This is a genomic window from Jatrophihabitans sp., assembly GCF_036388195.1.
Taxonomy (GTDB): domain Bacteria; phylum Actinomycetota; class Actinomycetes; order Mycobacteriales; family Jatrophihabitantaceae; genus Jatrophihabitans_A.
Genome location: NZ_DASVSG010000056.1, coordinates 42,250 through 55,543, shown reverse-complemented (window position 1 = coordinate 55,543; position 13,294 = coordinate 42,250). Strand labels below are relative to the sequence as shown.

Sequence of the window (13,294 nt, the reverse complement as noted above, 5' to 3'; positions counted from 1 at the left end):
CTTCGCCTCGACGGTGCAACGGCTGGATGCGGCCGTCCGGCTGGGTGTGTTCGGCTGCGGCGAGCAGTTGCCACCGGAGCGCGAGCTTGCGGCCAAGCTCGGTGTCAGCCGGGTGAACCTGCGGGAGGCGATCGCGGCGCTGCGCGAGGCCGGCATGGTGCAGACCCGTCGCGGTCGCGGCGGAGGCACCACCGTGATCTACGCCGGCAGCGCCGCGCAGCCGATGGACCAGGCCGAGCTGCGTCGCCGGCGCCCGCAGCTGGTCGATGCGCTGGACTACCGCCGGGTGGTGGAGCCGGGTGCTGCCTACCTGGCCGCGACCAGGGAGCTGACGGCCGACCAGCGGGACTGGCTGGCCGGGTCGGAGGCGGCGGTGCGCGTGGCCGACCCGGGCCCGGCGTCCCGGATCGCCGACTCGCGGCTGCACCTTGCCCTGGCCACCCTGAGCGGGTCGCCGATGCTGATCGAGGCCGTCACCCGGGTGCAGTCGAGCCTGGACTCCCTGCTCAGCCGGGCGCCGGGGCTGCCGGGCGCCATCGAGCACTCGCACCGGGAGCATCAGGCCGTGGTCGCTGCCGTCCTGGCCGGTGATCCGCTGGCCGCCCGGACCGCGATGGAGCAGCACTGCGACACGACGGCGGCGCTGCTGCGGCCGTTGCTGGAATGATCCACCGAACGGGCAGAACCGAAGGGTGGACATGGGAACACGGTTACAGGGCAGGGTCGCGGTCATCACCGGTGCCTTGAGCGGCGTCGGGCTCGCGACGGCCAAGAAGTTCCTGGACGAGGGCGCCAAGGTGGTTCTCGGTGACGTCAACGCCGAGGCCGGCGCCGCGCTCGCCGAGGAGCTCGGCGCCACCTTCGTCGCGGTGGACGTGACCGACCCCGACTCGGTCGAGGCGCTGTTCAGGACGGCCTTCGAAACCCACGGCAGCATCGACATCGCCTTCAACAATGCCGAGATCTCGCCGCTGGAGGACGGGTCCATCCTGAGCACCGACCTCGATACCTGGCGGCACGTGCACGAGGCGAACCTGACGTCGGTCTACCTGTGCTGCCAGGCGGCATTGCGCTACATGCTCGAACACAAGCACGGCTCGATCATCAACACCGCCTCCTTCGTCGCGGTGATGGGATCGGCCACCTCGCAGATCTCCTACACCGCGTCCAAGGGCGGTGTGCTGTCGCTGTCGCGCGAGCTCGGCGTGCAGTTCGCCCGCGACGGCATCCGGGTGAACGCCCTCTGTCCGGGGCCGGTGAGCAACCCGGTGGCGCAGGAGCTGTTCGACTCCGATCCCGGCAGCGCGGAACGGCAGCTGGTGCAGATTCCGATGGGCCGGTTCGCCGAACCGCAGGAGATCGCCAACGCGGTGCTGTTCCTGGCCTCGGAGGAGTCCAGCTTCATCACCGCGTCGCAGTTCCTGGTGGACGGCGGGATCTCCGGCGCCTACGTCACCCCCGTCTAGTCGGGAGCCACTTCTGTCCGTTGAGTGGTACCATTTCTCGTACCACAGAGGAGGTCGGCATGGCGATTACCGCGAGCGACGCGCGCAAGAACCTGTTTCCGCTGATCGAGCAGGTGAACGACGATCGCATGCCTGTCGAAATCACCTCCCGGCGCGGTGACGCGGTGCTGATGTCGAAGGCCGACTACGACGCGCTGGAGGAGACCGCGCATCTGCTTCGCTCACCGGCCAACGCCCGCCGCCTGCTCGAGAGCCTCCAGCAGGCGGTCAACGGCGACCGGCAGGAGCGTGCGCTGCTGCCGTGAGGCTGGTCTTCACCTCCCACGGCTGGGAGGACTACACCTACTGGCAAACAGCTGATCGCAACATCCTCAAGCGGATCAATCGGCTCCTCGATGACGTGCTACGCGACCCCTTCACGGGTATCGGAAAGCCGGAACAGTTGCGTCATGCGCTGGCCGGCAGTTGGTCGCGCCGGATCAGCGACGAGCACCGCCTGGTGTACCTGGTCGACGGTGAGGACGTCGTCGTGTTGCAGGCGCGCTACCACTACTCCTGACCTGCATCACGACTGCGTCGTCGGGCAACCGGCAGGTGGGGCACCAGGTCAGGCAGCCGCTGCATCGACTCCCGGGCCGACTCGTAGGAATGGGAGACCTTCCAGGTCGCGAAGCCGGCCAGCGCCAGGACGTCGAGGAAGGCGATCGCCTCGATCACGATCCCCGAGCGCCAGGACGGAGCCTTCAACCACGCGAGGACGAAGCACAGGACGAAGGCAGCGAGCCCCATGCTCGCGACCAGGGCCAGGGCGAAGAGGTGGCTCGCGCTGCGCAGGGCCAACCTGGCGCCGCCGCGTTGCCAGCCCACCATCCGGATGGCCGGCCGGATCCTGGGCAGGAGCTGCTCGATCTGGTCCTCGATCATGCTGCGGGCCGCCGCGAGCACGCAGATCTGGTGCGCGGCGACCAGGACCATGGCCCACAGCAGCACACCGAGCCACGGCAGGACCAACGCCAGCGCCCAGTGCTGGTCAGTCACCGCCACGACCGTCGCCACGCTCAGCGCGGCAACGGCGAGGAGGACCGTCTGTTCTATCCGGGCGAGGAGGGCCCGTCCGGCGTTGCTGAGCTGGTGGCTCTCGCGTTGCAGGTAGTCCAACGCGTCCCGTACCGCCTCCTCCTCAGCCGTCATCCCGCTCCTCTGCCACCCGTGCCGGTCAGGTGTTCCGGACGTACCGGCACCCGGTTCAACGCCAGCCCGGTCGCGGCCCGGATGGCGGCCACGATCGCCGGCGTCGAGGAGATCGTCGGTGGCTCGCCGACGCCGCGCAAGCCGTACGGCGCATGGGGATCGGCCAGCTCCAGCACGTCGACCAGCATCGGCGGCATGTCGAGGATCGTCGGCAGCAGGTAGTCGGTGAACGACGGGTTGCGCAGCTTGCCCTCGTGCACCTGGATCTCCTCCATCAGCGCCAGGCCCAGGCCCTGCGCGGTGCCGCCGTGGATCTGGCCGAGCACGGCCTGCGGGTTCATCGCCTTGCCGACGTCCTGCGCGGCGCTCAGCTGCACCACCTTGACCAGGCCGAGCTCGGTGTCGACGTCGACCACCGCCCGGTGCGCGGCGAAGGCGAACTGCACGTGGGCGTTGCCCTGACCGGTCACCGGATCGATCGGGGACGTCGGCCGGTGCCGCCACTGCACGGTCTCCTCGATCGGCTCGTCGCTCAGCCGGCCGCCGCGCTCGGCAAGCCGGTCCCGCACCGCCTGGCAGGCGGCCTGCACGGCGCCACCGGTGACGTAGGACTGCCGCGACGCCGAGGTGGAGCCGGCCGAGCCGATGCTGGTGTCGGCCGGCAGCACCGTGACCTGGGAAACCCCGAGCTCGGTGCGCACGATCTGCTGCAGCAGGGTGACCAGGCCCTGGCCGACCTCGGCGGCGGCGGTGTGCACCGACGCGACCGGGGTGTCGCCGAGCAGCTCCAGCCGGACCCGTGCGGTGGAGTAGTCGTCGAATCCCTCGGAGAAACCGACGTTCTTGATGCCGACGGCATACCCGACGCCCCGCACCACGCCCTCGCCGTGGGTGGTGTTGGACACCCCGCCGGGCAGCTCACGCACATCGCGCGGGCCTTCTGGCTCGGGCGGCAGCGCGGCGTCGCGGACCCGGCGCAGCAGCTCGGCGACCGGCGCCGCGGAGTCCACCAACTGGCCGGTGGGCATCACCGACCCCTCGCTCATCGCGTTGCGCAGCCGCAGCTCGACCGGCGACAGCCCGCATGCCTCGGCCAGCCTGTCCATCTGCGACTCGTAGCCGAAGCAGGCCTGAACGGCGCCGAAACCTCGCATCGCCCCGCATGGCGGGTTGTTGGTGTAGGTGACCAGGCAGTCCATGGTCACGTTCGGGATGTCGTACGGGCCGAAGCCCAGGGTCGCCGCGTTGCCGGCCACCGCGGTCGAGGACGAGGCATAGGCGCCACCGTCCAGCACGATCGACGCCCGTGCGTACACCAGCCGTCCGGAGGAGTCGGCGCCATGCTCGTAGCGCATCCGCGCCGGATGCCGGTGCACGTGCCCGTAGAAGGATTCCTCGCGGCTGTAGACCATCTTGATCGGCCGGCCGGTGCGCAGCGCCAGCAGGCAGGCATGGATCTGCATCGAGACGTCCTCGCGGCCGCCGAACGCCCCACCCACGCCGGCCAGGGTGAACCGCACCTTCGCGGGGGGCAAGCCGAGCGCGGCCGCCACCTGGCTCTGGTCGGCGTGCAACCACTGGGTGGCGATGTAGAGGTCCACCCCGCCGTCCTCGGCCGGGACGGCGAGCCCGGACTCCGGCCCGAGGAAGGCCTGATCCTGCATGCCGACCTCGTACTCGCCGGTGACCACCACCTCCGCGGTCACGTCGGCCGAGCCGCGTTCGATATGCACCGAGCGCAGCACGTTGCCCTCGATGCCGTGCCCGGGGATGGCATCGTCATGCACCAGCGGCGAATCCGGCCGGCTCGCCGCCACGGCATCGACGATCGGCGCCAGCACCTCGTATGTGACCACGATCTTCTTGCAGGCCTGCCGCGCGATCTCCGGATGGTCGGCCGCCACGATCGCCACCGGCTCGCCCTGGTAGCGCACCTGACCGTCGGCGAGCACCGGCTGGTCGGCGATCTCCAGGCCGTACCGGTTCTGCCCCGGCACGTCCTCGGCGGTCAGCACCGCGTACACCCCGACGGTCTTCAACGCGTCGGTGAGGTCGATCGAGACGATCCGTGCTCGCGGGTGCGGGCTGCGCAGGGTGGCGCCCCAGAGCATGTCGTCCAGCCACATGTCCGAGGAGTAGGCGAACTCGCCGCGCACCTTCAGGTTCGCGTCCGGCCGTACCGGGCTGGTGCCGATGCCGCCCGCGAGGACGGTGCTCCGGGTGGCGGAGGAGGTGCTCATCGGCTCGCCACCCGCGCGCTCGCGGCTGCTGCCTCGCGCGCCAGCCGCCCGCTGTCGGCGGTCAGCAGGGTGCCCTCGGCGACCACGCCGCGACCGTTGACCAGCAGCAGCTCCAGCGGCGCCGAGGAGGAGAATGCCCAGCAGAACACAGGGTCAACGCTGCCGGCGAGGCCAAGGCCGTCCAGCCGCCAGACCGCGACGTCGGCCAGCTTGCCGGGTTCCAGCGACCCGAGCTCGGACTCCCGTCCCAGACACTGGGCGCCGCCGATGGTGGCCAGCCGCAGCGTCTCCCGGGCGGTCAGCGCCTGCGGCCCGCCCCGCAGCCGGGCGGTCACCATCGCCGAGCGCAGCTCGTCCACCAGCCGGCCGGCCTCGTTGGACGCCGAGCCGTCCACCCCCAGCCCGACCGGCACCCCGGCGTCGATCAGGTCCCGCACCCGCGCGCTGCCCGCGCCCAGCCGGCCGTTGGACGTCGGGCAGTGCGCCACCGCGGTGCCGGTGGCGGCGAAGCTGGCGATGGCGGAGTCGGGCAGGTGCACGCAATGCGCCAGCCACACGTCCGGGCCCAGCCAGTCCAGGTCGGCCAGGTACTCGGCCGGGGTTCGGCCATAGGTGCGCTGGCAGAACTCGTCCTCGTCGGCGGTCTCGGCGAGGTGGGTGTGCAACCGGACGCCCTTGCCGCGGGCCAGCTCGGCGGCCTCGCGCATCAGCTCCGCGGTGACCGAGAACGGCGAGCAGGGCGCCACCGCGATCCGGGTCATAGCCGCCGGGGACTCGTCGTGCCACCGGTCGATCGCCGCCTCGGTGGCGATCAGGATCGCCTCCCGGTCCTCGACCACCTCATCGGGCGGCAGTCCGCCGGCGGACTGGCCGAGGTCCATCGAGCCCCGGCACGGGTGGAACCGCACCCCGATCTCCAGTGCGGCGCCGATGGTGGCCTCGAGCAGGTCACCGCCGGCCTTGGGAAAGACGTAGTGGTGGTCGGTGCTGGTGCTGCAGCCCGACAGCGCCAGCCAGCCGAGGTTGGCCGAGGCCGCCGCGTGCACGGTGTCGGCGTCGATCCGGGCCCAGATCGGGTACAGCTCGGTGAGCCACTGGAACAGGGTGCTGTCCGCACCGATGCCCCGGGTCAGCCACTGGTACAGGTGATGGTGGGTGTTCACCAGGCCCGGGGTCACCAGGCAGCCGGTGGTGTCGAGCAGCTGCGCGCCGGCCCGCAGCTCGTCCGGGGCGGGTCCCGGGCCGACCGCGACGATCGAGGCGCCGTCGATCACCACGTGCCCGTCGGTGTGTTCGGCGCCGGCGGCATCGACGGTGGCGACGTGGCCGCCCTCCAGGACGATCATGGCGAGCCTGCCCCGGCGTCCCGGCTCGCCGCGGCGGCCTGCACCGCCTCGATGATCTGCTGGTAGCCGGTGCACCGGCACAGGTTGCCGGCCAGCGCCTCGCGGATCTCGACCACCTCAGGATGCGGCCGGCGGGCCAGCAGGTCATGGGTGGCCACGATCAGGCCGGGCGTGCAGAAACCGCACTGCACCGCGCCGGCGTCGATGAAGGCCTGCTGGATCGGGTCGAGGTCAGCGCCCGCGGTCAGCCCCTCCACGGTCCGGACGTCGCGCCCCTCGGCCTGGCCGGCCGCGACCAGGCAGGCGCAGACCGTGACGCCGTCCAGGTACACCGTGCACGAGCCGCACTCGCCCTGCTCGCAGGCGTTCTTGCTGCCGGGCAGGCCCATCCGCTCCCGCAGCACGTACAGCAGGCTCTCGCCCTCCCAGACGTCATCGACCTGGCGGGCCTCACCGTTCACCGTGGTGTTCAGGCGCATTCGCGGTACTCCTGCCAGGCCCAGGTCAGGGTCCGCCGGGCCAGCACGGCCAGCGCCTGCCGCCGGTAGCTCGCGGTGCCCCGGACGTCGTCGATCGGGACGGCGGCCCCGGCAGCCAGCTCGCCGAACCGGGCGGCCATGCCCGCCGGCAGCTCGGCGCGGGACTCCCAGTGACCGGTCGCGGCCAGCTCGCCGGCCAGGAACGCCTCGGCGTCGCGCGCCCGCACCGGGGTAGGGGCGGCCGAGCCGATGCCGGTCCGTACCGAGCCGGTCGCCGGATGCAGGGCGACGGCGAAGGAGCAGACCGCGATCACCATCGCGTTGCGGGTGCCCACCTTGGCGAACTGGCACGGTCCGGAACCCGCCGGGATCCGGACGGCGCGGATCAGCTCGTCCGGAGCCAGCGCCGAGCGCTTGGGCCCGAGGTAGAAGTCGTCGACTCCGATCAGCCGGCTGCCCCGGGTCGATTCCACCTCGACGGTCGCGTCCAGGGCCAGCAGCACCGGGTGGCTGTCGCCGGCCGGCGAGGCGGAGCCGAGGTTGCCGCCGATCGAGCCACGGTTGCGGATCTGCGGCGAGCCGATGGTGCGCGAGGCCATCGCCAGGCCGGGCAGCCGATCGCCGAGCTCGGTGATCACCCGGGCGTAGGGCAGCGTGGCGCCCAGGACCAGCTGGCCGTCCTCGACCGCCCAGTCCGCCAGCTCGCTGATCGGGTTGAGGTCGAGCAGCGCTTCGGGACGGCGGCGGTCGAAGTTGATCTCGACCATCAGGTCGGTGCCGCCGGCCAGCGGGGCGGCGGCGGGCTGCTCGGCCTTGGCCGCCACCGCCTCGGCCCACGATCCCGGTCGCAGGAAGTCCACCGCTCACCCCCTTGTGTTGCTCGCGACGATAGTCGTGACCAGGGCGAAACGCGCACCCCTTGAGCTGGTCCGCGCTCGGCGGTCAGGACCAGGCCGGGCCGGGCTCGGGGGCGTCCTCGGCCAGCACTTGGCCCTCGATCAGGCCGTACGGCCGGTCCGCGGCCAGGTACACCTCGTTGTCGTTCGGCAACCCGAACGGGCTCAGGTCGACCAGGAAGTGGTGCTTGTTCGGCAACGCCAGCCGGACCTCGCACACCTGCGGCGCCTCGGCCAGCACCCGGCAGCCCATCGCGTACAGGCTCTGCTGCAGCGAGTAGCTGTAGGTGCCGGTGAACGCGTCCAGCAGCGCCTGCCGGGCCTTGTCGTGCGCCGCGGCCCAGTCGCAGTCCGCGCTGCGGAACCGCCACCGCGCCTCGACGCTGGTGGCCAGCATCCGGTCGGTGGTCTCGGCCAGCGTGGTGTACTCGTCGCGGGCGAAGCCCCAGAACTCGGAGTCGGTGGTGTTGAGCAGGGTCAGCTCGCGCAACCCGCCGAGCACCCAGCTGCCCGACTGCTCGTCCTGGATCACGGTGACGGTGCGGATCTCGCCGCCGGCCCGGGCCAGCGAGTGCGGCCCGATCGGGTTCCAGCCGTAGCTGTCCAGCTGCACCCGGGCGCGGCTGATGCCCGCCCGATCGTCGACGAAGTGCCGGGCCAGCGCCAGGGCGAACACCTCGGGCTCCACGTTGCCCAGCCGCTGGGCGAACGCGTAGACGGTGTTCTTCTGGGTGTCGGTCGGCAGCACCCGGTCATTGGCGCCCGACAGGTGCACCTCGCGCATGTCGCCGGCCAGGCTGATCGAGACGTTCCAGTCGCGGATCGTGTGCGGTTGCCGGCTGCGGTCGACGTGCACCACCCGGACCTCGGCCTTGCCGTACCGGTTCTCGCCGAGGACGGCCATCAGCTGCTCCCGAGGACGGCCATCAGCTGCCCCGGTAGGTCGAGTAGGCGAACGGGCTGAGCAGCAGCGGGACGTGGTAGTGCTGGCCGGCGCCCTCGACGCGGAAGGAGATGACCACCTCGGGATAGAACGCCTGCGGGCCGAGATAGCTCTCGGTGTCGAAGACCAGCCGGTAGCTGCCGGCCGCGAGCCCGGTGGACAGGTCGGCGATCCGGCCGTCGGCGCCGGTGACCCGCTCGGCCAGCGCGATCCAGCCGCCCGGGCCGCGGTGCTCCAGCCGGACCGGCACGCCGTGCGCGGGCCGGCCGTGGACGGCGTCCAGGACGTGGGTGGACAGGCTCACGGGCGATCCTCGGTCAGAAGTCGTTCCCGGGTCCTCGCGCGAGCGCTCATCCCTGCCATTGGCCCGCGCGCCTCGCTCGATGCTCGCTCATGGGTGGTGAGCCTGGCACAGCGTGGCGTGATCCGCACCGGTCAGCTCACCGGAAGGCTTTGGCCAACCGCAGCCGGACGATCTTGGCCAGCTCCGAACGGACCACCTCGCGCTCGGCGATCGGGTCGTTGGCCAGCCGGGACCGCAGCGCGCTCAGCATCGCCTCGGCCGACAGCCCGGTGGCGCAGATCAGGAACACATGACCGAAGCGGCGCTCATAGGCGGCGTTGGCGGCGGCCAGCTCCTGGCGCACCTGGTCGGCGGCGGCAGCGGCGCCGGCCTGCTCCTGCCGGGACCAGCCGTCGGACCGGCCGTTGCTGCTCGCGCGCTCGCCGATCCGCGGGTGGCCGGCCAGCGCGGACTCCAGCTCCGCCCAGTCCAGCCGGGCCAGCAGGGCGTCCGAGGCAGCGGTCAGCCGGTCCAGCCGGGCGTACGGGCGGCCGCTCACCAGGCCCGAGATCCACCGCCTGCTGGCGCAGCAGGGCATCAGCTCGGCGGCGGCGTCGGCGGCCGGCGCGGCATCGAACTCGGCCACCGCGATCGGGCCGATATGTGCTGGGTCCACGCTCACCACCCCCTCGCGCCATGCCCTCGCCCCAACCTAGCGCGATGCCGACCGGATGGCTGCGGTGTTGGATGGGGCGATGACCGATCTGGTGCTGCGGGCCCGGCGCATCGTCACGCCCGAGGGCGAGCGGCCCGGCGCCGTCCGGGTCAGCGGCGGCCGGATCGTCTCGGTGGACAGCATCGACGCCCCGGCCGGCCCGGACGTGGTGGACGACATCCTCATCGCCGAGGACTGCGTGCTGCTGCCCGGCCTGGTGGACTCGCACGTCCACATCAACGAGCCCGGCCGGACCGAGTGGGAGGGGTTCGACTCGGCCACCGCGGCCGCGGCGGCCGGCGGGATCACCACGGTGGTCGACATGCCGCTCAACAGCATCCCGCCGACGGTCGACCTCGCGGCGCTGCAGGTGAAGCAGCAGGCCGCCGAGGGCCGGGTGCACGTCGACGTGGCGTTCTGGGGCGGCGCGGTTCCAGCCAACAGCGTTCCGGCCAACAGCGACCTGGCGGACCTGCACCGTGCCGGGGTCACCGGCTTCAAGTGCTTCCTGCTCGACTCCGGGGTGCCGGAGTTCCCGCCGCTGGACCGGGCCGGGGTGAGGTCGGCGATGCGCCGGATCGCTGCCTTCGACGGCCTGCTGATCGCCCACGCGGAGGACCCGGCGGTGATCGCCGCGGCGCCCGAACCGGCCGGACGCGGGTACCGGGCGTTCCTGGAGTCCCGGCCCGATCAGGCCGAGACCGCGGCCATCGGCTGGTTCCTGGACGCGGTGGCCGGGACCGGGTGCCGGGCGCACCTGGTGCACCTGTCCAGCGCCGCCGCGCTGCCCCTGATCGCCGCCGCCCGCAGCGACGGGTTGCCGGTCACCGTCGAGACCTGTCCGCACTACCTCAGCCTGGACGCCGATCGGGTGCCGGACGGGGCGACGCAGTACAAGTGCTGCCCGCCGATCCGGGACCAGGCCAATCGAGAGCGGTTGTGGCAGGCGCTCTCGGACGGCCTGATCGACTGCGTGGTGTCCGACCACTCGCCGTGCTCCGGCGAGCTCAAGCGGCTGGACACCGGGGACTTCGCCGCGGCCTGGGGCGGCATCGCGTCGGTCCAGCTGTCCCTGCCGGTGACCTGGACCCAAGCCCGCAGCCGGGGCCACACCCTGTCCGAGCTGGCCGGCTGGATGGCCGCAGCCCCGGCGCGGCTGGCGGGCCTGGCCGGCAAGGGCGTCATCGCCGCGGGCTACGACGCCGACTTCGCGGTCTTCGCCCCGGAGCAGGAGTTCGTGGTGGATCCGTCCCAATTGCGGCATCGGCATCCCGTCACGCCCTACGCCGGGGCTAGGCTGCGCGGCGTGGTACGAGAAACCTGGCTGGCCGGCGCACGGGTGGATGGACGCACCCCGCGCGGCCGGCTGCTGCGCCGGGCAGCGGCCCGGTGACGGCCCACCCCGAGCTCCGTACCCATCCCGAGTTCCGCACCCTCGCCGATCTGGCGAGCCGGGCGCTCGGCGGCTCGGTGGTCTGGTGCAACGACGACTTCTTCGCCAGCGCGCACAACCTGATCAGCGCGGGCCCGGCCCAGCACGACCCGGTGGCCTTCGATGCCCGGGGCAAGGTCTACGACGGCTGGGAGACCCGCCGCCGCCGCCCGCCCGAAACCGGCTCGGCTGCCATCGACCGGCCTGGGAACAACCGGTCCGTCAGCGACGAGGTGATCCTGCGGCTGGCGTCGCCTGGCATCGTCCGGGGAGTGCTGATCGACACCAGCCACTTCACCGGCAACTTCCCGCCGTACGCCTCGGTCGAGGGCGCCACCCTGCTCGACTACCCGTCCGCCGAGCAGCTGTGCGCGGCCAGCTGGACGCCGCTGCTGGCCAAGTCGGAACTGGCCGGCGACACCGAGAACAGCTTTCCGATCTTCGTCGCCGACCACCTCAGCAGCCACGTCCGGCTGCGGATCTACCCCGACGGCGGGGTGGCCCGGTTCCGGGTGTACGGCGAGCCGATCGGCGATCCACGGTTCCTGGGCGGCCGGGTGGACCTGGCCGCCGCCCTGAACGGCGGCCGGATCCTCAGCTGCAGCAACTGGTTCTACTCCGCGCCGGCGAACACCCTGGCCCCGGGACGTTCGAGCGTGATGTCCGACGGCTGGGAGAACGCCCGGCGTCGCGACGGCGGCAACGACTGGATCGAGGTCGAGCTGGCCGGCGCCGGCACGCTGCACTCGGTCGTGATCGACACCTCCCGCTTCGTCGGCAACGCTCCCGGCGCGGCGATGCTCAGCGATGCCGAGACCGGCGAGCGACTGCTGCCACGCACCCGCCTGACCCCCGATACCGAGCACGTGTTCAAGATCGCCTCGTCGACGCCGGTGCGCCGGGTCCGCCTGGACGTCTACCCCGACGGCGGCATCGCCCGGTTCCGGGTCTTCGGCGAGCTGACCGCCGAGGCGCGCGCCGAGCTCGGCCGCCGCTGGCTGGCGCTGCTGCCGGACGAGGTCGCGGCCGGCATCTCCGACCACGAGCTGTTCGACTGAGCCGGGCCGATGCAGCCGCCTGGCTTCCCAGGGCCGGAGTTGGCCGCCGAGCTGGCCGGCCGGGTCGAGGCGCTGCTGGCCGGCGACGACGCCGAGCGGGCCAGCCGCTATCCGGGGCCGTCCTCGGACCGGCAACCCGTGCACACCGCCTACGTCCCCGCCGACCGGTTCTCGGCCGACACGCCCCAGCAGTGGGGCCGGGCCGCGCTGCGGGCCCTGGACGAGCACGGCCCACTGCCCGGGTTCGACGAATCCGAGCAGGTCAAGGTCCGGGCCAAGCTCGTCCGGGAGCCGGTCGAGGACCTGCGGATCGACTTCGAGGACGGCTACGGGGTCCGTCCGGACGAGACCGAGGACGCCGCCGCCCGCGCGGCAGCCACCGCGCTGGCGGAGCTGGTCGGCACAGGCGCCGCGCCGCCGTTCACCGGGCTGCGGATGAAGTCGCTGGAGCCGGCGGTCCGCCGCCGCGGCCTGAGCACCCTGACGCTGTTCCTCCAGACGCTGTTGGAGCAGGCGCCCTTGCCGGCCGGCTTCCGGATCACCCTGCCCAAGGTCAGCTCGGTGGCCCAGGTGCAGGCGATGGTCGAGTGCTGCGAGGTGCTGGAGTCCCGGTTCGGCCTGGCCGGCGGGCAGCTGCGGTTCGAGATCCAGATCGAGACGCCGCAGGCGATCCTCGGCCCAGACGGCGCCGTGCTGGTGGCACCCATGATCACGGCCGCGGCCGGGCGGTGCGCGGGGCTGCACTACGGCACCTATGACTACAGCGCCTCGCTGGGCATCGCCGCGGCGTTCCAGTCGATGGCGCACCCGGCGGCCGATCACGCCAAGGCGGTGCTGCAGGTCGCGGCGGCCGAGACCGGCATCCCGGTGTCGGACGGCTCGACCAACGTCCTGCCGGTGGGGGACACCGCCGCCGTCCGGCAGGCCTGGCAGCTGCACGCCGACCTCGTCCGGCGCTCGTTGGAACGCGGTTTCTACCAGGGCTGGGACCTGCATCCGGCACAGCTGGCCAGCCGGTACGCGGCCACCTTCCGGTTCTTCACCGACGGCCTGGCCGCGGCCCGGGCCCGGCTGGCGGCCTATCAGGCCAGGCTGCGGACCGGCATCGCGGACGAGCCGGCCACCGCGCGGGCGCTGGCCGATTACCTGGCGCGCGGGGTGGCCTGTGGCGCGATCGCGGACGAGCCGGCGATCCAGCCGTCGCCCCCGTCGGCCGGTGACAGCTGACGGTAGGGTTGCCCGGTG

At 72.4% G+C, this 13,294-nt stretch carries 15 protein-coding genes; 7 read left to right on the top strand and 8 right to left on the bottom strand.

The window, feature by feature from the left end:
- From VF612_RS05835 to VF612_RS05820, 4 genes are all read left to right on the top strand, one after another.
- A partial coding sequence (locus VF612_RS05835) for a FadR/GntR family transcriptional regulator (RefSeq protein WP_408658908.1) occupies positions 1-667 on the top strand: 667 nt, incomplete at its 5' end.
- 31 nt (positions 668-698) lie between these two features.
- Positions 699-1,466, top strand: coding sequence for a 3-oxoacyl-ACP reductase (locus tag VF612_RS05830; protein ID WP_408658907.1), 768 nt, complete (start codon positions 699-701; stop codon positions 1,464-1,466).
- Positions 1,467-1,525: 59 nt separating this feature from the next.
- The gene (locus VF612_RS05825; RefSeq protein WP_408658906.1) at positions 1,526-1,771 is read left to right on the top strand and encodes a type II toxin-antitoxin system Phd/YefM family antitoxin; all 246 of its coding nucleotides are present in this window, start codon (positions 1,526-1,528) and stop codon (positions 1,769-1,771) included.
- Complete coding sequence (locus VF612_RS05820) at positions 1,768-2,025, top strand: Txe/YoeB family addiction module toxin (protein WP_408658905.1); 258 nt, start codon at positions 1,768-1,770, stop codon at positions 2,023-2,025. The genes VF612_RS05825 and VF612_RS05820 overlap by 4 nt, the downstream gene beginning before the upstream one ends.
- On the opposite strand, the gene VF612_RS05815 is transcribed toward VF612_RS05820, so the two are convergent.
- From VF612_RS05815 to uraD, 8 genes are all read right to left on the bottom strand, one after another.
- On the bottom strand, positions 2,016-2,657 hold the full coding sequence (locus VF612_RS05815; protein WP_408658904.1) for a hypothetical protein: 642 nt from the start codon (positions 2,655-2,657) through the stop codon (positions 2,016-2,018). The two genes, VF612_RS05820 and VF612_RS05815, sit on opposite strands and share 10 nt — an antisense overlap.
- Positions 2,654-4,897 carry a xanthine dehydrogenase family protein molybdopterin-binding subunit gene (locus VF612_RS05810; RefSeq protein WP_408658903.1) on the bottom strand — a complete coding sequence of 748 codons (2,244 nt, stop codon included), beginning with the start codon at positions 4,895-4,897 and terminating at the stop codon, positions 2,654-2,656. Before VF612_RS05810 ends, VF612_RS05815 begins: the two co-directional genes overlap by 4 nt.
- Positions 4,894-6,243 carry an 8-oxoguanine deaminase gene (locus VF612_RS05805; protein ID WP_408658902.1) on the bottom strand — a complete coding sequence of 450 codons (1,350 nt, stop codon included), beginning with the start codon at positions 6,241-6,243 and terminating at the stop codon, positions 4,894-4,896. The genes VF612_RS05810 and VF612_RS05805 overlap by 4 nt, the downstream gene beginning before the upstream one ends.
- Positions 6,240-6,722 (bottom strand): (2Fe-2S)-binding protein, encoded by a 483-nt coding sequence (locus VF612_RS05800; RefSeq protein ID WP_408658901.1) that lies wholly within the window; start codon positions 6,720-6,722, stop codon positions 6,240-6,242. The genes VF612_RS05805 and VF612_RS05800 overlap by 4 nt, the downstream gene beginning before the upstream one ends.
- The gene (locus VF612_RS05795; RefSeq protein WP_408658900.1) at positions 6,713-7,582 is read right to left on the bottom strand and encodes an FAD binding domain-containing protein; all 870 of its coding nucleotides are present in this window, start codon (positions 7,580-7,582) and stop codon (positions 6,713-6,715) included. Before VF612_RS05795 ends, VF612_RS05800 begins: the two co-directional genes overlap by 10 nt.
- A gap of 82 nt (positions 7,583-7,664) precedes the next feature.
- The gene (pucL, locus tag VF612_RS05790) at positions 7,665-8,525 is read right to left on the bottom strand and encodes a factor-independent urate hydroxylase (RefSeq protein WP_408658913.1); all 861 of its coding nucleotides are present in this window, start codon (positions 8,523-8,525) and stop codon (positions 7,665-7,667) included.
- 19 nt (positions 8,526-8,544) lie between these two features.
- A complete protein-coding gene (gene uraH, locus VF612_RS05785) occupies positions 8,545-8,859 on the bottom strand; it encodes a hydroxyisourate hydrolase (protein ID WP_408658912.1) in 315 nt (104 codons plus the stop codon).
- 142 nt (positions 8,860-9,001) lie between these two features.
- Positions 9,002-9,520, bottom strand: coding sequence for a 2-oxo-4-hydroxy-4-carboxy-5-ureidoimidazoline decarboxylase (gene uraD / locus VF612_RS05780; protein WP_408658899.1), 519 nt, complete (start codon positions 9,518-9,520; stop codon positions 9,002-9,004).
- A gap of 79 nt (positions 9,521-9,599) precedes the next feature.
- On the opposite strand from uraD, the gene allB reads away from it, so the two are divergent.
- The 3 genes from allB to VF612_RS05765 are packed head-to-tail and all read left to right on the top strand — an operon-like array spanning position 9,600 to position 13,276.
- A complete protein-coding gene (allB, locus tag VF612_RS05775; RefSeq protein ID WP_408658898.1) occupies positions 9,600-10,952 on the top strand; it encodes an allantoinase AllB in 1,353 nt (450 codons plus the stop codon).
- Positions 10,949-12,049 carry an allantoicase gene (gene alc / locus VF612_RS05770; protein WP_408658897.1) on the top strand — a complete coding sequence of 367 codons (1,101 nt, stop codon included), beginning with the start codon at positions 10,949-10,951 and terminating at the stop codon, positions 12,047-12,049. The genes allB and alc overlap by 4 nt, the downstream gene beginning before the upstream one ends.
- Before the next feature lie 9 nt (positions 12,050-12,058).
- On the top strand, positions 12,059-13,276 hold the full coding sequence (locus tag VF612_RS05765) for a DUF6986 family protein (RefSeq protein WP_408658896.1): 1,218 nt from the start codon (positions 12,059-12,061) through the stop codon (positions 13,274-13,276).
- Positions 13,277-13,294 lie beyond the last annotated feature (18 nt).